We start from the raw sequence: 18,540 nt of genomic DNA, 5'->3' as shown, positions 1-18,540 counted from the left end.
ACTTCTCTTTGAGAAGTAGCTGCTATAACAAACATATAAATGAGAGTTGCGGGTGTAGCTCAGTTGGTTAGAGTGCCGGCCTGTCACGCCGGAGGTCGCGGGTTCGAGTCCCGTCACTCGCGCCACTTTCATTTACTACGAAAAGCACGATGTTCGCTTTGAATAGCGCATCGTGCTTTCGTGTATTCTGGCTCATCTTCTCTGAGCTTTATTGCATTATCTGCCCATGTCTTTTGCCAAAGCTTTGCTGTCTTATAATTAGGGTAGGGGAGCTGTCTTAAATCGCGGATTTAGCGGACAAGTTTTTGCGGGCAGGGACTTGAAATGTAGCAAGTAGTGCAGGCCCATGGGTATTGCCCCGCGACTCTTCAATTGAGACATTTTGACTATTTACGCAGAACTACGCAGGAAAATGCACCAATTTTATTGTCCGATTTTAAGTCTTGAGTAGTTTTCCCAAGCAATTGTTAGAAAACGTCATTTTTCTATTTTAATATGAGTATTTTACTCATAATATATATCTCTAGGTTTTTAGCGGCTTTTTAGTGCCCGCCTCTCGAGAATGTGATCTTCTCGCGGCGTAAAGCACTCTTTCCGACCCGATTTACTCCGTTGTAAGGTCTTGCGCAGATGGTGGGGCTAAGCTAATCGTGCGTTGCGGTGCGACTAGATACACCGGATCCTAGGGTGTCCTTCCAAATCTTACGCCCTACTTTCTGCCGTGTGTGCAGTGCACCAAGAGTTTTATTGGTCGCATGACCTGTTACGTCCAGGGACGGATATACAAATGGAAGACCTCCTCAGGGAGTACATCCCGATTGTCGTCTTTATCGGTGTTGCCCTCGTTATTGGCCTCGCGCTTCTCATTGCCCCGTTTATCGTAGCTTTTAAGAATCCAGATTCTGAGAAGCTCTCCGCTTACGAGTGCGGCTTTAATGCCTTTGATGACGCGCGTATGAAATTCGACATCCGGTTTTATCTGGTATCGATCCTCTTCATCATCTTTGATCTCGAAGTTGCTTTCCTCTTCCCATGGGCTGTTGCTTATGGCGGACTGGGCTGGTTTGGCTTCGTTTCCATGATGATCTTCCTGGGCGTGCTCACGATTGGGTTCATCTATGAATGGAAGAAGGGAGCGCTGGAATGGGATTGATCTCTGACGGCTCCAAGCCTCTTGTCTCTGAAGCTCCAAAAGGGATCATTGATCCCAACACAGGCCGCCCGGTGGGCGAAAATGATCCGTTCTTCATGAATGTGAACAACGAGCTTTCTGATAAAGGTTTTCTGGTTACTTCCAGTGAAAGTCTGATTCAGTGGGCACGTACCGGTTCGCTCATGTGGATGACGTTTGGTCTTGCTTGTTGTGCAGTGGAAATGATGCAGATGTCGATGCCGCGTTATGACGCAGAGCGTTTCGGCTTTGCTCCTCGTGGCTCCCCACGTCAGTCTGACGTGATGATTGTTGCAGGAACACTGACCAACAAAATGGCACCTGCGCTGCGTAAGGTTTACGACCAGATGCCAGAGCCTCGCTATGTGATCTCCATGGGATCATGTGCAAATGGCGGCGGTTACTACCACTATTCCTATTCTGTTGTACGCGGATGTGACCGGGTTGTTCCGGTTGATATCTATGTGCCGGGTTGTCCTCCAACTGCTGAAGCGCTGCTTTATGGTGTGCTGCTGCTGCAGAAGAAGATCCGCCGTACGGGTACGATTGAAAGATAAATTACAGGTCGTGCACTTTCGTGGTGCGCGGCCTTATCGACATTGCTGGCATGGGGTTCCTTGCCATTTGTGAGATGTCCAACCTATAGGAAACAAGGTAATGGACGAGACGCTTAGCGAACTCGGTGAATTTATCGAGCTAACGCTTGGAGACAAAGTTAAGGGCTGGTCGGTTGCTTATGGCGATCTGGCTCTTAATGTGTCCCATGATCAGATTATCAATGTTTTGCGTTTCCTGCGCGATGACGCGCGGTGCGGCTTTGTAGCATTGGTTGATATTTGCGGTGTGGACTGGCCAGCTCGGGAAAAACGTTTCGACGTTGTGTACCACCTGCTTTCCCCCGTTCAGAACTTGCGCGTTCGCGTGAAGGTTCAGACAGATGAGGCCACTCCGGTTCCTTCTGTTATCTCCATTTTCAAGGGTGCTGAATGGTTTGAACGTGAAGCCTACGACATGTATGGCATTTTGTTCACCGGTAACCCGGATCTGCGGCGTTTGCTGACTGACTACGGTTTTGACGGTTTCCCGCTTCGCAAGGATTTTCCTCTGACAGGTTATGTAGAGGTTCGTTACGACGACACCAAAAAGCGTGTTGTTTATGAGCCTGTGCAGCTTACTCAGGAATTCCGTAGTTTTGATTTCCTCTCACCGTGGGAAGGTACTGACTATGTGCTTCCTGGTGATGAAAAAGCATCGAACTGAGGCACGGGTAGAGAATGGCTGAGGCTCAGGTACGAAACTTTAATATTAACTTTGGTCCGCAGCACCCTGCGGCGCACGGTGTGCTTCGTCTGGTTCTTGAACTGGACGGTGAGGTGGTCACGCGCGTTGACCCGCATATCGGTCTGCTGCACCGGGGTACTGAAAAACTGATCGAGCACAAGACCTATCTTCAGGCTGTGCCTTACTTCGACCGGTTGGACTATGTGGCACCAATGAACCAGGAGCATGCTTTTGCTCTCGCTGTTGAACGTTTGCTGGGCATTGAAGTGCCAAAGCGCGGTCAGCTGATCCGTGTGCTTTACTCTGAAATTGGACGTTTGCTGTCACACCTTTTGAACGTGACGACGCAGGCGATGGATGTTGGTGCGTTGACGCCGCCGCTGTGGGGCTTTGAGCCTCGCGAAGAGCTTATGGCGTTTTATGAGCGCGGTTGTGGTGCTCGTATGCACGCGGCTTATGTGCGTCCGGGCGGTGTGCATCAGGATCTTCCTGCTCAGTTGCTTGAGGACATGTGGAACTGGTGTGATCCGTTCCTCAAAACGCTTGACGACATTGAAGGCCTTCTGACTGACAACCGTATCTTCAAACAGCGTAACGTTGATATCGGCGTTGTTGATCTTGATGAAGCCTGGGCTATGGGCTTTTCCGGTGTGATGGTTCGTGGTTCCGGTGCGAAGTGGGATTTGCGCAAGTCGCAGCCTTACGAGTGCTACGATGAGATGGAATTCGACATTGCAATCGGTAAGAACGGCGACTGTTACGACCGTTACCTGATCCGCATGTTTGAGATGCACCAGTCTGTTCGCATCATTAAGCAGTGTCTGGAGATGCTGGGTAAGGAAACTGGCCCTGTTTCTTCAACCGATGGTAAGGTGGTTCCACCAAAGCGCGGTGAAATGAAGCGCTCCATGGAAGCTCTGATCCATCACTTCAAGCTTTACACCGAGGGTTATAAAGTCCCTGAAGGCGAGATTTATGCAGCCGTTGAGGCGCCAAAAGGCGAATTCGGCGTGTATCTCGTTTCTGATGGAACCAATAAGCCTTACCGCTGCAAGATCAAGGCTCCTGGCTTTGCTCACCTGCAGGCGTTGGATTACCTGTGCCGCGGCCATATGTTGGCTGACGTTGCCGCTGTCATCGGTTCCATCGATATCGTATTTGGGGAGATTGACCGGTAATGTCAGTGCGTCGTCTTCATCACGAACAGCCAGAGTCTTTTGAGTTCTCTCCAGAAAATCTGGAATGGGCGAATAAAGTTATCGCGCGTTACCCGGAAGGGCGTCAGGCATCTGCTGTCGTACCAATTCTGTGGCGTGCGCAAGAGCAGGTTGGTTGGGTGACCGAGCCAGCGATCCGTGCGATCTCTGAAATGCTCGATATGCCTCGCATCCGTGTTCTGGAAGTGGCTACCTTCTACACCATGTTCCAGCTGCAGCCGGTCGGTAAAAAAGCACACATTCAGGTGTGTGGTACGACCCCTTGTCAGTTGCGTGGTTCTGAAGAGCTTATCAAAGTTTGTAAAAGCAAGATCTCCGAGACCCCTCATACCCTTTCCGAAGACGGAAACTTCTCTTGGGAAGAGGTTGAGTGCCTTGGTGCTTGTGTAAACGCGCCGATGGTGCAGATCTTCAAAGACTTCTATGAGGATCTGGATGTTGAGAAGTTTGAAAAGCTTCTTGATGACATTGCAGGCGGAAAGCCGGTTCTGCCGGGCCCTCAGGGTGTTGACCGTATCTTTGCGGCGCCAGAGGGTGGTCCAACCACATTGCTGAATATTGAGGACACCACTAAGGGTGCACCTCAGGAAGCGATCGTTGTTGACGGTTCCGATGCAGCGTCACGGCACCATGCAGGTGCTGCTCTGAATACTGGCGGTGCTGGTTATACTGGTGTTCCTCGTCCAGCTGAGGCTGGTGTTGCGGAGTTCTTGGAGAGCCACCGCAAAGCTCAGGAAGCCAAAGCGAAAGGTGAGGGGTAAGCGATGCTGAACGATTCCGATCGTATCTTCACCAATATCTATGGTCTGCATGACTGGGGGCTCGAAGGAGCTCGTCAGCGCGGATCATGGTCTGGTACCAAAGACATTATTGACAAAGGTCGCAGCTGGATCATCGACGAAATGAAGACTTCCGGTCTTCGTGGTCGTGGTGGTGCGGGCTTCCCGACTGGCCTGAAGTGGTCCTTCATGCCGAAGGAAAGCGATGGTCGTCCGGCCTATCTCGTGGTCAATGCAGATGAGTCCGAGCCGGGCACCTGTAAAGACCGTGAAATCATGCGTCACGATCCTCACCATCTGGTTGAGGGCTGCTTGCTTGCTGGTTTCGCGATGGGTGCTATTGCTGCGTACATTTACGTGCGCGGCGAGTTCATTCGTGAACGTGAGCGTCTGCAGGCTGCGATTGATCAGGCATATGATGCTGGCCTGATCGGCAAGAACAACAAGAACGGCTACGACTTTGATATCTACGTGCACCACGGTGCAGGGGCTTACATCTGCGGTGAAGAAACTGCACTGCTGGAAAGTCTTGAAGGTAAAAAAGGTCAGCCGCGTCTGAAGCCTCCGTTCCCTGCGAACATGGGTATCTATGGCTGCCCAACCACAGTGAACAACGTGGAATCCATTGCTGTTGCTCCGACCATCTTGCGTCGTGGTGGTGCATGGTTCTCCGGTATTGGCCGCGAAAACAACGCTGGTACAAAGCTGTTCTGTGTTTCCGGACACGTGAATAAACCTTGTACCGTTGAAGAAACCATGGGTATTCCGTTCAAGGAACTGATTGAAAAGCACTGCGGTGGTATCCGCGGCGGCTGGGACAATCTGCTGGCGGTTATTCCGGGTGGTTCTTCTGTTCCTTGTGTGAAGGGCGAAGAGATCCGTGACGCCAAGATGGACTTTGACGGTCTGCGCGAAGTTGGCTCTTCCCTGGGTACAGCTGCTGTGATCGTGATGGACAACTCCACGGACATCATCAAAGCGATTGCCCGTCTGTCCTACTTCTACAAACACGAGAGCTGCGGTCAGTGTACGCCGTGCCGTGAAGGTACGGGCTGGATGTGGCGCGTGATGGAGCGGATGGTCAAGGGCGAGAGCTCTTATGAAGAAATCGACATGCTGTTCAAAGTAACCAAGCAGGTGGAAGGTCATACGATCTGCGCGCTTGGTGATGCGGCTGCATGGCCTATTCAGGGTTTGATCAAAAACTTCCGCCCTGTGATTGAAGATCGGATCGATCAATACGTTGCTACGCAGCGCACACCGACCGACAAGATTGCAGCGGAGTAGGGGATATGAAGATCAGCAATGAGAAAAAACGTCTGAATGTGAGCGAAAGCGACCTTTCCGGTTCTTTGTTTGTGGATTGCAATCTGTCTGGTTGCTCTTTCACGAATGTGAATCTGTCCGGTGGCCGCATCAACGACGTTAATCTCTCAGGCTGGTCTATCCTTGATGCAAACCTTTCTGGTTGGTCAGTCGAGAAAGTCAATCTTTCTGGGCTGATCCTTGAAAATGCCAATCTGGCTGGCGCTAAACTCAAAAGCTGCCGGCTTGAGGGCATGACCATCGATGGAATTGAAGTGACTGAGCTTCTTAAAGCTTATCGGGCTAAAGAAGCTAAGGGTGAGGATGCCAACGCATGACCAAGCTTGTCGTCGACGGCAAAGAAATTGAAGTTCCTGCGGAATATACCGTTATGCAGGCCTGTGAAGAGGCCGGCGCGGAAATTCCTCGGTTCTGTTTTCATGACCGGCTTTCAGTAGCCGGCAACTGCCGCATGTGCCTTGTAGAAGTAAAAGGCGGACCGCCAAAGCCGGTTGCCTCTTGTGCAATGGGTGTGCGCGATCTGCGTCCGGGACCAGAAGGCCAGCCACCAGAGATTTTTACAAAATCTCCTATGGTGAAAAAGGCGCGTGAAGGTGTGATGGAGTTTCTCCTGATCAACCACCCGCTGGACTGCCCTATCTGTGACCAAGGCGGTGAGTGTGATCTTCAGGATCAGGCCATGGCTTACGGTGTAGATAGTTCCCGTTATGCGGAAAACAAGCGCGCAGTTGAAAATAAATATGTCGGCCCGCTTGTGAAGACGATCATGACACGCTGCATTCATTGCACGCGCTGTGTTCGCTTTACGACCGAGGTTGCCGGTGTTTCTGAACTGGGGCTGATTGGCCGAGGTGAAGACGCCGAGATTACCACTTATCTTGAAGAAGCGCTTTCCTCCGAGCTGCAGGGCAACGTGATTGACCTTTGCCCGGTTGGTGCTCTGACCTCCCGCCCATACGAGTTCAATGCTCGTCCATGGGAGCTGGTGAAGACAGAAAGCGTCGACGTGATGGACGCTCTTGGCTCTGCTATCCGTGTTGATACACGCGGTAAAGAAGTCATGCGCATCATGCCTCGCCTCAATGAAGAAGTGAACGAGGAATGGATCTCCGATAAAACCCGCTTCATCTGGGATGGTCTGAAGACACAACGTCTGGATCGCCCGTATGTGAAGCAGGAGGGCAAGCTGGCTCCTGTGAGTTGGACTGAAGCTCTGAATGCGGTTGCGGCCAAGGTGAAAGCGGCTGGTGGTTCTAAAACTGCTGCGATCGCTGGTGACCTTGCAACTGTTGAAGAGATGTTTGCTCTGAAGGCTTTGATGGAGAGTGTTGGTTCCGCCAACATGGATTGCCGTCAGGATGGTGCACAGCTTGATCCATCGCTTGGTCGGACAACCTATCTGTTTAACTCTTCCGTGGAAGGTATTGAAGACGCTGACGTAATTCTTCTCGTGGGTGCTAATCCACGTGTTGAAGCGCCTGTTCTCAATGCTCGCATCCGCAAGGTGTGGCGTCATAGCGGTGCAAAAGTTGGTCTGATTGGCCAGCCTGCAGACCTGACTTATGATGTGGATTACCTCGGTGCTGGTCCGGACACTCTGGCGGATCTTGCTTCTGGCAAGAATGCATTTGCAGACGTCCTGAAGAACGCGAAGAATCCAATGATTATCGTTGGTGAAGGCGCGATTGCCCGTGAAGACGGTGCTGCTGTGCTGGCTGCTGCTGCCAAACTTGCTGAAAGCGTTGGTGCTGTTAGCGATGAGTGGAACGGCTTTAACGTTCTGCACACTGCTGCCAGCCGCGTTGGTGGTCTGGATATCGGACTTGTTCCGGGTGAGGGCGGTCTGGATACTGGTGGTATTCAAGATGCAGCTGCCAAGGGTGACCTTGATGTTGTGTTCCTGCTTGGTGCAGATGAACTGGACATGTCTTCCTTCGGTGATGCGTTTGTTGTTTACATCGGTACCCACGGTGACCGCGGTGCACACCGCGCTGACGTTATTCTGCCAGGTGCTGCTTACACCGAGAAGCCAGGGACCTTTGTGAACCTGGAAGGCCGTGTACAGCTGGCAAATCGTGCTGCATTCCCTCCTGGTGATGCACGTGAGGACTGGGCGATCATTCGTGCGCTTTCCGGTGCACTTGGTAAACCGCTTTCCTTCAACAGCTTTGCGCAGTTGCGTGGTGCTGTTGTTGAGGCAGTTCCTCATATGGCGAATGTAAATTGCATCGCGACCGGTGTTGCTTCGGATGTTTCCAAGCTTGCCGCACGCGGTGGTGACATGAATGGTGCCGGTTTCGCACAGGCATTCAATGATTTTTATCTAACCAACCCGATTGCCCGAGCTTCAGCGGTGATGGCCGAGTGTTCTGCACTTGCCATGCAGCGCCGAGCTGAGGCGGCGGAATAAGGGGACGGTGAGCATGGAAGCTTTTTTCTGGGATTATGGCTGGCCGCTGATCATCATGCTCTTCCAGAGCGTGTTGTTGATGGTCGTGCTGCTGCTGATCGTTGCTTACATTCTATACGCTGACCGTAAGATCTGGGCTGCTGTCCAGATCCGTCGTGGTCCTAACGTTGTTGGCCCCTGGGGCTTGCTGCAGAGTTTTGCGGATCTTTTGAAATTCGTTTTGAAAGAGCCAGTGATCCCATCGGGGTCTGATAAGTTCCTGTTTTTGTTTGCGCCGCTGATTACAGTGGTTCTGTCACTCGCTGCATGGGTGGTTATGCCTGTTGCGGATGGCTGGGTGATTGCAAACATCAACGTGGGTATTTTGTATGTGTTCGCGATCAGCTCCCTTGGAGTTTACGGCGTGATCATCGGTGGTTGGGCTTCCAACTCCAAATACCCGTTCCTGTCAGCTCTACGTTCTGCAGCTCAGATGGTTTCTTACGAAGTGTCTATCGGCTTCGTGATCGTGACTGTTCTGCTTTGCGTTGGTTCGTTGAACCTGACCGAGATCGTTTATGCGCAGCAGGCTCGCGGGCTTGCTCACGTGCTGGGCGTTCCATGGTTGTCCATCTTGAACTGGTATTGGTTGCCGCTGTTCCCGATGTTCGTGGTGTTCTTTGTTTCCGCACTTGCTGAAACAAACCGTCCGCCATTCGATCTGGCAGAAGCAGAATCTGAACTGGTTGCAGGCTTCATGGTTGAATACGGCTCTACCCCTTACATGATGTTCATGTTGGGTGAGTATGTGGCGATCTCCTTGATGTGTGGTCTGATGACCATCCTGTTCATGGGTGGCTGGTTGCCTCCATTGGATATCGCACCATTCACATGGGTGCCTGGTATCGTCTGGTTCCTGCTCAAGTGTCTGTTGGTGTTCTTCTTCATCTCCATGGCCAAAGCAATGGTCCCGCGGTATCGCTATGATCAGCTGATGCGTCTGGGTTGGAAAGTCTTCCTGCCGCTGTCACTGGCAATGGTGTTCATCGTGGCCTTCGTGCTGATGTTCATGGGCTGGACCCCACCAGTGGGTGGGTTCGGAGCATGATTTCCATCGCCGGGTTAATCGGCGGTGTCATGGGAATTTACCTTGGATGGCTGAACTACCGTCTCCTTCTTGGATTTATGGAGGCAGCCATCAACAAAGGAAAAGAGCGCAACCCAGCTGAAAAAGGTTGGGTTGAGCTGGCGGAACCGACGATCCGCAAAGTCATTTTTACCCTGACGATAATCGGGATTCCGATTATCGGATATCTCGCCGGAGCTAGCATTGCTCCTTAATTCGAGAGGAAAGGGTAACGAGAACCTAGTATGACTTCTTGGAAGTGCCCCTAGGTTCTCTTGGATTGTAATCGATCTTTCATGCCGGTGGCATGTTCGATCAAGAAAGGGCTGTAAAGGCTATGGGACTGGGACAGGCCGCAAAGTCGTTGCTTTTGAAGGAGTTCGTATCGGCGTTTTTTCTTGCCATGCGTTATTTCTTCAAGCCAAAGCCGACGATTAACTATCCCTTTGAGAAGGGTGCTGTAAGCCCGCGTTTTCGCGGTGAACACGCCTTGCGCCGGTATCCGAATGGAGAAGAGCGCTGCATTGCTTGTAAGCTGTGTGAAGCGATCTGCCCTGCGCAGGCCATTACGATTGAAGCTGGACCTCGTCGTAATGACGGGACACGCCGTACCACTCGCTACGACATTGACATGACCAAGTGCATTTACTGCGGGTTCTGTCAGGAAGCGTGTCCGGTGGATGCGATCGTGGAAGGCCCGAACTTTGAATTTGCGACCGAGACGCGGGAAGAGCTGTTCTACGACAAGGACAAGCTGCTTGCGAATGGGGAGCGTTGGGAGCGTGAGATCGCTCGCAATATCGAATTGGATGCTCCGTACCGTTAAGGTAACGGGAGTGGATTGTGTCCGGTTGGGGCTTTGCACTGACCGGGCGAGACAATAGGACAAAGGCAACCTAAAAATGGTTTTGCAGGCCCTGTTTTTCTATCTGTTTGCCGCACTTGCGGTGGCCTCTGCCTTCATGGTGATTGCTTCTCGCAATCCGGTTCACTCAGTGCTGTTCCTCATCCTGTGCTTCTTTAATGCAGCCGGGTTGTTTGTACTGATTGGTGCCGAGTATCTGGCGATGCTTCTGGTTGTTGTCTACGTGGGTGCGGTCATGGTGCTGTTCCTGTTCGTGGTCATGATGCTGGATGTTGACTTTGCCGAAATGCGTCAGGGGTTCTTGCAGTATTTGCCAATCGGCGCGCTGATTGGTGCAATTCTGCTGGCTGAACTTTTGATGGTTGCCAGTGGCTGGTACATCGCTCCTGGCATGCTAGGTGAAGGGTCCGCCCCGACACCTCCTGTTGAGCAGACACAAAATATCGCCGCTATCGGTGAATTGCTTTACACCCGCTACATTTACTGGTTCCAGGTTTCTGGTCTGGTGCTGCTGGTTGCAATGATCGGTGCGATTGTATTGACCCTCCGCCATAAGCCGGGCGTACGCCGTCAGAACATCTCTGAGCAGGTTGCCCGTCGTCCTGAAACTTCGATCGAAGTGGTCAAAGTTGAAAGAGGCAAGGGGTTGTAAGACGCGTTTGTAACGGGTCTTCATCATTAATTCGTGCCGGAGAAAAGACCTTCCTCCTGAAGGTTCCCTCTCCGGAATTTGAATAGAACACGGGGAGCACTGAGAGGCGCCCATGGAAATTGGCATAGCGCACTATCTCGGGGTCGCAGCGATCCTATTCACCATCGGGATCTTTGGCATCTTTCTCAACCGAAAGAACGTCATCGTGATCCTGATGTCTATCGAGCTCTTATTGCTCGCAGTTAATATCAACCTGGTGGCATTTTCCTACTTCATGCAGGACATGGTTGGTCAGATCTTTGCGCTCCTGGTCCTTACCGTTGCAGCAGCAGAGGCGGCCATTGGTCTTGCTATTCTGGTTGTTTACTTCCGTAACCGCGGCTCTATTGCCGTGGAAGACATCAATATGATGAAAGGCTGAGGGGCGGATGTTTTCAGCAATCGTTTTTCTGCCGTTGCTTGGCTTCCTGATTGTCGGAATGTTCGGCAATCGGCTTGGGGTCAAAGCCAGCGAGTACATCACCAGCGGCTTCATGATTGTCGCAGCCCTTTTGTCATGGGTGGTGTTTTTTCAATACGGCCTTGGGTCGGAGAGCACGCAGATTGTGACAATTTTCCGCTGGATCACCTCTGGGGATCTATCGGTTAACTGGACAATTCGTGTTGATACACTCACCGCAGTGATGCTGGTGGTTGTGAACTCCGTTTCCTGTCTGGTTCACATTTACTCTATCGGGTACATGCACCACGATCCGCATCGTCCGCGGTTCTTTGCATACCTGTCCTTCTTTACCTTCTCAATGTTGGCACTGGTCACCTCTGATGACTTGCTGCAAATGTTCTTTGGTTGGGAAGGCGTTGGTCTGGCATCCTATCTGTTGATCGGATTCTGGTACAAGAAACCTTCTGCCAATGCGGCTGCGATGAAAGCATTCATCGTCAACCGTGTGGGTGACTTTGGTTTCGCTCTGGGTATCTTCGGTGTTTTCTACCTGTACGGTTCCATCGACTTCGCAACGATTTTCAGCAGCGGTCCTTCTCTTCTGGAGAACAAAGAGCCTGTTCTGAACTTCCTTGGTTATGAGTTGATGCCTGAAGCGGCGCTGACAGTGGTCTGTCTGCTGCTCTTCATGGGTGCCATGGGTAAATCAGCTCAGTTCCTGCTTCACACATGGTTGCCGGATGCGATGGAAGGCCCAACGCCTGTTTCCGCGCTGATCCACGCAGCGACCATGGTGACGGCTGGTGTGTTCATGGTTGCGCGTCTTGCGCCAATCTTTGAACTTGCGCCAACGGCCCTGACTGTTGTGACCTTCTTTGGTGCGACGACTGCCTTCTTTGCAGCGACCATTGGCTGTGTGCAGAACGACATCAAGCGCGTGATTGCATACTCCACCTGTTCTCAGCTGGGTTACATGTTCGTGGCGCTGGGTGTTGGTGCGTTCGGTGTTGGTATCTTCCACCTGTTCACACACGCGTTCTTTAAAGCACTGCTGTTCTTATGCGCTGGCTCCGTTATTCACTCTGTGTCTGACGAGCAGGACATGCGTAAAATGGGTGGTCTGCGTAAGCACATTCCATGGACCTACTGGACCATGATGATTGGTACGCTGGCTCTGACTGGTTTCGGTATTCCGTTTACCTACATCGGTACAGCTGGCTTCATCTCCAAAGATGCGATCATTGAAGCTGCTTATGTTGGTCACAACATGTTTGCCTCCTATGCCTTCTGGGCAACGGTGCTTGCAGCTGCGCTGACCAGTTTCTACAGCTGGCGTCTGGTGTTCATGACCTTCCACGGCAAGACCCGAGCTTCTGTTGATGTGATGAAACACATCCATGAGAGCCCATGGGTTATGCTTGTACCGCTGTTGTTGCTTGCACTTGGTGCTGCTTTTGCCGGTATGGTGTTCAAGGATGCCTTTATTGGTGCTGACTATCTCAGCTTCTGGAAGAATGTCTTTGGCGGTACGAACAGTGAGCTCGCAGTCATTGAAGAAATGCATCACGTCCATTGGCTCGTGAAGCTTTCCCCATGGCTTGCAATGGCTGGCGGTTTCATCATCGCTTACCTCTTCTACATCGCTAAACCAGATATGCCGAAGGCTCTGGCAGAGCGTCATAAGCCTCTGTACCTGTTCCTCCTGAACAAATGGTACTTTGATGAGCTTTATGACTTCCTGTTCGTGAAACCTTCCCTGGCTCTTGGCCGCTTCCTGTGGAAGCGCGGTGACGGCACTGTGATTGACGGACTTGGTCCTGACGGTGTTGCCTCACGCGTTCAGCAGGTTACCGGTTGGGTTGTTCGCCTGCAGTCTGGCTACATCTATCACTACGCATTCGCCATGTTGATCGGGGTTGCCTTCTTCGTGACCCTGGCCATGTTCTCCGGTGGGGGAGTTCATTAATGAACGACTGGTCCATCCTTTCCATCACAACATTTCTCCCACTGGTCGGTGTGTTCTTCATCCTGCTGGTGCGGGGAGATGACCCAGATGCGAAAACGAATATTCGGCGTGTTGCGCTGATTACGACGAGTTTCACATTTATCGTCTCCTTGTTCATCTGGGGCGGGTTCACTAACGAGAACCCTGGCTTCCAGATGGTGGAGAAGCACAACTGGTTTGGTGATACCTTCACCTACCACATGGGCGTTGACGGCATTTCCATGCTGTTCGTGATCCTGACTACTTTCCTTATGCCGCTGTGTATTCTGGCGAGCTGGGAAAGCATTCAGACCCGCGTCAAGGAATACATGATCGCTTTCCTCGTACTGGAAACACTGATGATCGGTGTGTTCTGTTCGCTGGATCTGGTTCTGTTCTACGTGTTCTTTGAAGCTGGCCTTATTCCGATGTTCCTGATCATCGGTGTTTGGGGTGGTCCGCGCCGCGTTTATGCAAGCTACAAGTTCTTCCTGTACACCTTGCTCGGCTCTGTGTTGATGCTGGCGGCTATCATGGCCATGTACTGGCAGGCTGGTACGCTGGATATTCCAACTCTGCTTAATGAGAGCGAATTCCCGGCAGCGATGCAGACGTGGTTGTGGCTGGCCTTCTTCGCAAGCTTTGCAGTGAAGATGCCAATGTGGCCGGTTCACACATGGTTGCCAGATGCTCACGTGGAAGCGCCGACGGCTGGTTCTGTTGTTCTGGCTGCGATCCTGCTGAAGATGGGCGGTTATGGGTTCCTTCGGTTCTCATTGCCAATGTTCCCAATCGCCAGTGATATGTTCGCACCGTTCATCTTTACACTGTCTGTCGTTGCGATCATCTACACCTCACTGGTGGCGCTGGCGCAGGAAGACATCAAGAAGCTGATTGCCTACTCATCCGTTGCTCATATGGGCTTCGTGACCATGGGTATCTTCTCTGCCAACGCGCAGGGTATTGAAGGCGCGATCTTCATGATGCTGGCTCACGGTCTGATCTCTGGCGCACTGTTCCTGTGTGTTGGTGTGATTTATGACCGGATGCACACCCGTCAGATTACGGCTTATGGTGGTCTCGTGAACAACATGCCTCGTTATGCGGTGGCGTTCATGATCTTCACCATGGCAAACGTTGGTCTGCCAGGTACTGCCGGCTTTGTGGGTGAGTTCCTGACTATGATTGGTGTGTTCCAGGTGAACACGTGGGTGGCGTTCTTCGCTGCGACTGGTGTGATCCTGTCTGCTGCTTACGCTCTGTTCCTTTACCGCCGCGTTGTGTTTGGTGCGCTGGAGAAGGAAAGCCTCAAGTCCATGCTGGACCTGACTGGCCGTGAGAAGCTCATCCTGGCTCCGCTGATCATTTTGACTATCTTCTTCGGGTTCTACCCAGCAGCAGTGCTGGATGTGACGTCCGCGTCCGTTGGTGCCCTTATCGAAAACTACAATGCCGCGCTTGATGCAGGGGGTCTTGCCCATGCAGCCGCTGCAGTGTCTAGCCATTAACAGGGGACCGTGCACTCATGAATGCTGAGCTTCTAGCTATTCCTGATCTAATGCCGGTATTGCCCGAGATCCTTCTGGTTCTCGGCGCAATGGTCCTGCTGATGGTTGGAGCTTTTGGTGGAGAGAAATCCACTCCGCTGGTAACGGGTATCTGCGTTGCGTTGCTTACTGTTGCGGGTCTGATCCTGCTGGTGAGCCCGCATTACGGCACAACATTTGACGGCGCATTCGTACAGGACGCGTTCTCCCAGTATATGAAAATACTGGTGCTGATCGGGTCCGGCTTTGCGATTGCGATGTCTGTTGCTTACGCACGTTCTCAGAACTTTGACCGCTTTGAATACCCGATCCTCATCGTGATCGCGACCGTTGGTATGATGCTGATGCTTTCAGCCAACGATCTGATCTCCATGTATCTGGGTGTTGAGCTGCAGTCTCTGGCACTTTACGTGGTTGCTGCGATTAACCGTGACTCTGTTCGCTCTACTGAGGCTGGCCTGAAGTACTTCGTCCTTGGCGCGTTGTCTTCCGGTATGCTGCTTTACGGTATGTCCTTCATCTACGGCTTTACCGGCCACACTGACTTTACTGGCATCGCGGCGGCTCTGACAGACGATCGCGCATCCCTTGGTCTGGTGTTCGGTATCGTGTTCATGCTGGCAGGTATTGCCTTCAAGATCTCTGCGGTTCCATTCCATATGTGGACCCCGGACGTTTATGAGGGTGCACCAACACCGGTTACTGCGTTCTTTGCGGCAGCGCCTAAGATTGCTGCGTTCGGTATGCTGATCCGTGTGCTGGTTGAGCCTTTGGGCAATGTGACCACAGACTGGCAGCAGATCGTTGTGTTCATCGCTATTGCGTCCATGGGTCTTGGTGCCTTTGCTGCGATTGGTCAGAAGAACATCAAACGTCTGATGGCATACTCTTCCATTGGTAACATGGGTTACGCTCTGGTTGGTCTGGCAGCTGGTACGGAAGCTGGTGTCCACGGTCTGATCGTGTTCATGACTGCTTACCTTGCGATGACATTGGGTGCGTTTGCTTGCATCCTGTCCATGCGCCGCAAGGAAGGCATGGTTGAAGAGATCTCCGATCTTGCTGGTCTTTCCAAGACCAACCTGCCAATGGCAGTGTTGCTTGCAGTGATCATGTTCTCTCTGACCGGTCTGCCACCACTCATTGGCTTCTTTGGTAAGTTCTACGTGTTCATCGCTGCGATGGATGCAGGTCTTGCTCCATTGGTCGTGATTGGTCTGGTGACCAGCGTTGTGGCTGCTTACTATTACCTGCGTGTGATCAAGGTCATGTTCTTTGATGATGCAACTGGCGAGTTCCTGCCAATGTCCGGTGAAATGAAAATTGTGCTCGGTCTTTCCAGCGCAGTTGTTGGACTGTTCTTCATCATGCCGGAACCAATTATGAATGCGGCTGCCAATGCGGCTGGCGTTCTGTTCTAGTTTCCTATGATGAACCTTGGACAATTAAAAGACGAAGGCCCGGTGCGATCTGCACCGGGCTTTTGTTTTGAGTACTACGACCAGATCGGGTCCACCAATACTCACGGCCTGCACAAGGCACGGGAAGGGCATCCGGGTAATCTGTGGGTCCGGTCCGATATTCAGCTGAGTGGGCGCGGGCGTCGTGGGAGAGCGTGGACTTCGGAGACCGGCAATCTGTTTGCCTCGGTGCTGCTGCGCGTGGGTGTACAGAACGAGAAGATCGTTCAGCTGCCCTTTGTGGCTGCTCTAGCTCTTGGAGAGGCTATTGAACGGGCAACTGGTGCGCACAATCTGGTGCAGTTGAAGTGGCCGAATGATGTGCTCATCGACGGACAAAAAGTCTCTGGCATATTGCTTGAGAGCGAAAGTGGGCCTAATGGTGAGCTGTGCCTTGTGTGCGGTTTTGGCGTCAACGTGTCTCATCACCCGGATCTGGGTGATTATGCTGTTACAGATCTACGCAGCATGGGATACATGTGTGAGCCGCAACAGGTCTTTGACGCTCTTGCGCAAAGTTTTGCACGATGGCTGGAAACGTGGAAAGCTGCCAGTGGGTTTGAAGAGATCAGATCTGCATGGCTGCGACGCGCCGTGGGGCGCGGGAAACCGATCCGTGTCCGCCTGAGCAATGAAGAGTTTTCCGGTGTCTTTATGGACATCGACCAAATGGGTCGCCTGATCGTCAAGATGGATCATGGTGGCGAGCGGCTGGTGACAGCCGGAGATGTTTTCTTTTCCTGAAGACGTGCAAAGCGTGTTCTGCTGGCCTTTTGAATACTAAGGCCACACGTCTGTCAGGACATAGAGCAAGTTGCATTCACGCATCTCGCTTTTAGTTCTTTTGTTTGAGCTAGTTCTTGTCGCTTGATTGTTCCCAATCAAACGGAACGCGCTCTAGAGTTTATACGCATATTCTTATTCCGAGAACCGGAACCATTTATTGAGAATATGCTTTGAAGGAGTCTTAGATGTCGAGCACTCAAGAGCTCGTATTCCTGCCTTTGGGCGGTGTTGGCGAAATTGGAATGAACCTTGGTCTTTATGGATATGGACCTGAGGACGACCGTCGCTGGCTGATTGTTGATTTTGGTGTCTCATTTGCCGGACCGGAATTGCCGGGTGTAGACCTTGTTCTGCCAGATATTCGTTTTCTGGAAGAAGAGCGGTCTCGCATTGATGGCATCGTCATCACGCATGCTCATGAAGACCATTACGGCGCATTGTCCTACCTCTGGAAGCGGCTCGAATTACCGGTCTACGCGACCGAGTTCACTGCTCGCCTTCTGGAAGCCAAGCTGATTGGCGATGGTGCGGATTATGAAATTCCGATGACTGTTGTTAATCAGGGAGATCGTTTCAAAGCCGGTATCTTTGATATTGAGATGGTGACCATGACCCACTCGATCCCGGAGCCGTGTGCTCTGGCTATTCGTGTTGGCGGTCAGCTGGTGTTGCATTCCGGTGACTGGAAGATCGATCTGACACCGGGCATTGGTAAAGCGATTGACCTTCAGCGTTTGCGTGAACTGGGAGATGAAGGCGTGGATGTCTTTGTCTGTGACAGCACCAATGCAGTCCGTGACGGGGTCAGCCCCAGTGAAGCGGATGTGAAGGAAGAGCTGACACGGATTATCAAAGAGGCACCGAACCGCGTTGCTGTGACCACGTTTGCCTCCAACGTTGCGCGTATGCGCGCGGTTGCAGAAGCGGCAATGGCGGCAGAGCGTGAGATTGTTGTGATTGGCCGGAGCATGCAGCGCACTGTCGAGATCGCGCGTGATCTGGGCTATCTTGATGGACTGGCGCCATTCCGTGATGAAGAGACCTATGGATCTTTGCCGCGTGATAAGGTTGTTGCTCTTTGCACTGGGTCTCAGGGCGAAGCGCGTGCCGCAATGGCACGCATTGCCGGTGATCAGCACCGTCAGGTCGCGCTGTCTGCTGGTGATATGGTTATCTTCTCCAGTCGGACCATTCCGGGCAATGAAAAGGCTGTTTCCAATATCATCAACCAGCTGACCCACGAAGGGTTGAAGGTAGTGACAGATCGTGATGCGCTGGTGCACGTGTCTGGGCATCCGCGTCGTGGTGAGCTGGATCAGGTTTACAATCTTGTGCGCCCGAAGAAAGTTCTACCGGTTCACGGTGAGCCGCTGCACCTGCAGTGTCATAAGGACTTTGCTATCAGCAAAGGCGTGAAGGACGTTAAGATCATCCGTGATGGCGACATGGTGCGCCTGCATCCGGGTGGGCTTGAGGTTATTGATGAAGCACCTGCCGGTATTCTGGTTCGCGATG

At 52.2% G+C, this 18,540-nt stretch carries 18 protein-coding genes and 1 tRNA gene; all 19 read left to right on the top strand.

Annotation, left to right across the window (positions count from 1 at the left end; translation table 11 throughout):
- Positions 1-48: 48 nt before the first annotated feature.
- Positions 49-125, top strand: a tRNA-Asp gene (locus PPL9_RS26935).
- Positions 126-787: 662 nt separating this feature from the next.
- Positions 788-1,153: an NADH-quinone oxidoreductase subunit A gene (locus PPL9_RS26930; RefSeq protein ID WP_057465615.1), complete on the top strand. Its 366-nt coding sequence runs from the start codon at positions 788-790 to the stop codon at positions 1,151-1,153.
- A complete protein-coding gene (locus PPL9_RS26925) occupies positions 1,144-1,728 on the top strand; it encodes an NADH-quinone oxidoreductase subunit B (RefSeq protein WP_057465614.1) in 585 nt (194 codons plus the stop codon). The genes PPL9_RS26930 and PPL9_RS26925 overlap by 10 nt, the downstream gene beginning before the upstream one ends.
- A gap of 100 nt (positions 1,729-1,828) precedes the next feature.
- Positions 1,829-2,431 carry an NADH-quinone oxidoreductase subunit C gene (locus PPL9_RS26920; RefSeq protein ID WP_057465613.1) on the top strand — a complete coding sequence of 201 codons (603 nt, stop codon included), beginning with the start codon at positions 1,829-1,831 and terminating at the stop codon, positions 2,429-2,431.
- 14 nt (positions 2,432-2,445) lie between these two features.
- Complete coding sequence (locus tag PPL9_RS26915; RefSeq protein WP_057465612.1) at positions 2,446-3,630, top strand: NADH-quinone oxidoreductase subunit D; 1,185 nt, start codon at positions 2,446-2,448, stop codon at positions 3,628-3,630.
- Positions 3,630-4,430 carry an NADH-quinone oxidoreductase subunit NuoE gene (gene nuoE / locus PPL9_RS26910; protein WP_057465611.1) on the top strand — a complete coding sequence of 267 codons (801 nt, stop codon included), beginning with the start codon at positions 3,630-3,632 and terminating at the stop codon, positions 4,428-4,430. The genes PPL9_RS26915 and nuoE overlap by 1 nt, the downstream gene beginning before the upstream one ends.
- Before the next feature lie 3 nt (positions 4,431-4,433).
- Complete coding sequence (nuoF, locus tag PPL9_RS26905; protein ID WP_057465610.1) at positions 4,434-5,735, top strand: NADH-quinone oxidoreductase subunit NuoF; 1,302 nt, start codon at positions 4,434-4,436, stop codon at positions 5,733-5,735.
- A gap of 5 nt (positions 5,736-5,740) precedes the next feature.
- Positions 5,741-6,091, top strand: a complete 351-nt coding sequence (locus tag PPL9_RS26900) for a pentapeptide repeat-containing protein (protein WP_057465609.1) — start codon at positions 5,741-5,743, stop codon at positions 6,089-6,091.
- The gene (gene nuoG / locus PPL9_RS26895) at positions 6,088-8,184 is read left to right on the top strand and encodes an NADH-quinone oxidoreductase subunit NuoG (protein ID WP_057465608.1); all 2,097 of its coding nucleotides are present in this window, start codon (positions 6,088-6,090) and stop codon (positions 8,182-8,184) included. The genes PPL9_RS26900 and nuoG overlap by 4 nt, the downstream gene beginning before the upstream one ends.
- Positions 8,185-8,197: 13 nt before the next feature.
- Complete coding sequence (nuoH, locus tag PPL9_RS26890; protein WP_057465607.1) at positions 8,198-9,271, top strand: NADH-quinone oxidoreductase subunit NuoH; 1,074 nt, start codon at positions 8,198-8,200, stop codon at positions 9,269-9,271.
- Entirely contained in the window at positions 9,268-9,504 is a 237-nt protein-coding gene (locus PPL9_RS26885) for a hypothetical protein (RefSeq protein ID WP_057465606.1), read from the top strand. The genes nuoH and PPL9_RS26885 overlap by 4 nt, the downstream gene beginning before the upstream one ends.
- Before the next feature lie 122 nt (positions 9,505-9,626).
- Complete coding sequence (nuoI, locus tag PPL9_RS26880) at positions 9,627-10,115, top strand: NADH-quinone oxidoreductase subunit NuoI (RefSeq protein ID WP_057465605.1); 489 nt, start codon at positions 9,627-9,629, stop codon at positions 10,113-10,115.
- Positions 10,116-10,191: 76 nt separating this feature from the next.
- Positions 10,192-10,806 (top strand): NADH-quinone oxidoreductase subunit J, encoded by a 615-nt coding sequence (locus PPL9_RS26875; RefSeq protein WP_057465604.1) that lies wholly within the window; start codon positions 10,192-10,194, stop codon positions 10,804-10,806.
- Between the two features lie 112 nt (positions 10,807-10,918).
- Positions 10,919-11,227: an NADH-quinone oxidoreductase subunit NuoK gene (nuoK, locus tag PPL9_RS26870; RefSeq protein ID WP_057465603.1), complete on the top strand. Its 309-nt coding sequence runs from the start codon at positions 10,919-10,921 to the stop codon at positions 11,225-11,227.
- A gap of 7 nt (positions 11,228-11,234) precedes the next feature.
- The gene (gene nuoL, locus PPL9_RS26865; RefSeq protein ID WP_057465602.1) at positions 11,235-13,214 is read left to right on the top strand and encodes an NADH-quinone oxidoreductase subunit L; all 1,980 of its coding nucleotides are present in this window, start codon (positions 11,235-11,237) and stop codon (positions 13,212-13,214) included.
- Positions 13,214-14,740, top strand: coding sequence for an NADH-quinone oxidoreductase subunit M (locus PPL9_RS26860; protein ID WP_057465601.1), 1,527 nt, complete (start codon positions 13,214-13,216; stop codon positions 14,738-14,740). The genes nuoL and PPL9_RS26860 overlap by 1 nt, the downstream gene beginning before the upstream one ends.
- 17 nt (positions 14,741-14,757) lie before the next feature.
- Positions 14,758-16,200 (top strand): NADH-quinone oxidoreductase subunit NuoN, encoded by a 1,443-nt coding sequence (nuoN, locus tag PPL9_RS26855; RefSeq protein ID WP_057465600.1) that lies wholly within the window; start codon positions 14,758-14,760, stop codon positions 16,198-16,200.
- A 9-nt stretch (positions 16,201-16,209) separates the two neighbouring features.
- Positions 16,210-16,983, top strand: a complete 774-nt coding sequence (locus PPL9_RS26850; RefSeq protein ID WP_208989662.1) for a biotin--[acetyl-CoA-carboxylase] ligase — start codon at positions 16,210-16,212, stop codon at positions 16,981-16,983.
- 227 nt (positions 16,984-17,210) lie between these two features.
- Positions 17,211-18,540: ribonuclease J (locus PPL9_RS26845; RefSeq protein ID WP_244273486.1), on the top strand; the 1,330-nt coding region annotated here is incomplete at its 3' end.

This window comes from Pseudovibrio sp. POLY-S9 (assembly GCF_001431305.1).
Classification (GTDB): Bacteria; Pseudomonadota; Alphaproteobacteria; order Rhizobiales; family Stappiaceae; genus Pseudovibrio.
The sequence above is the reverse complement of the archived record's forward strand: the minus strand, read 5'-3'. Positions and strand labels throughout refer to the sequence as shown.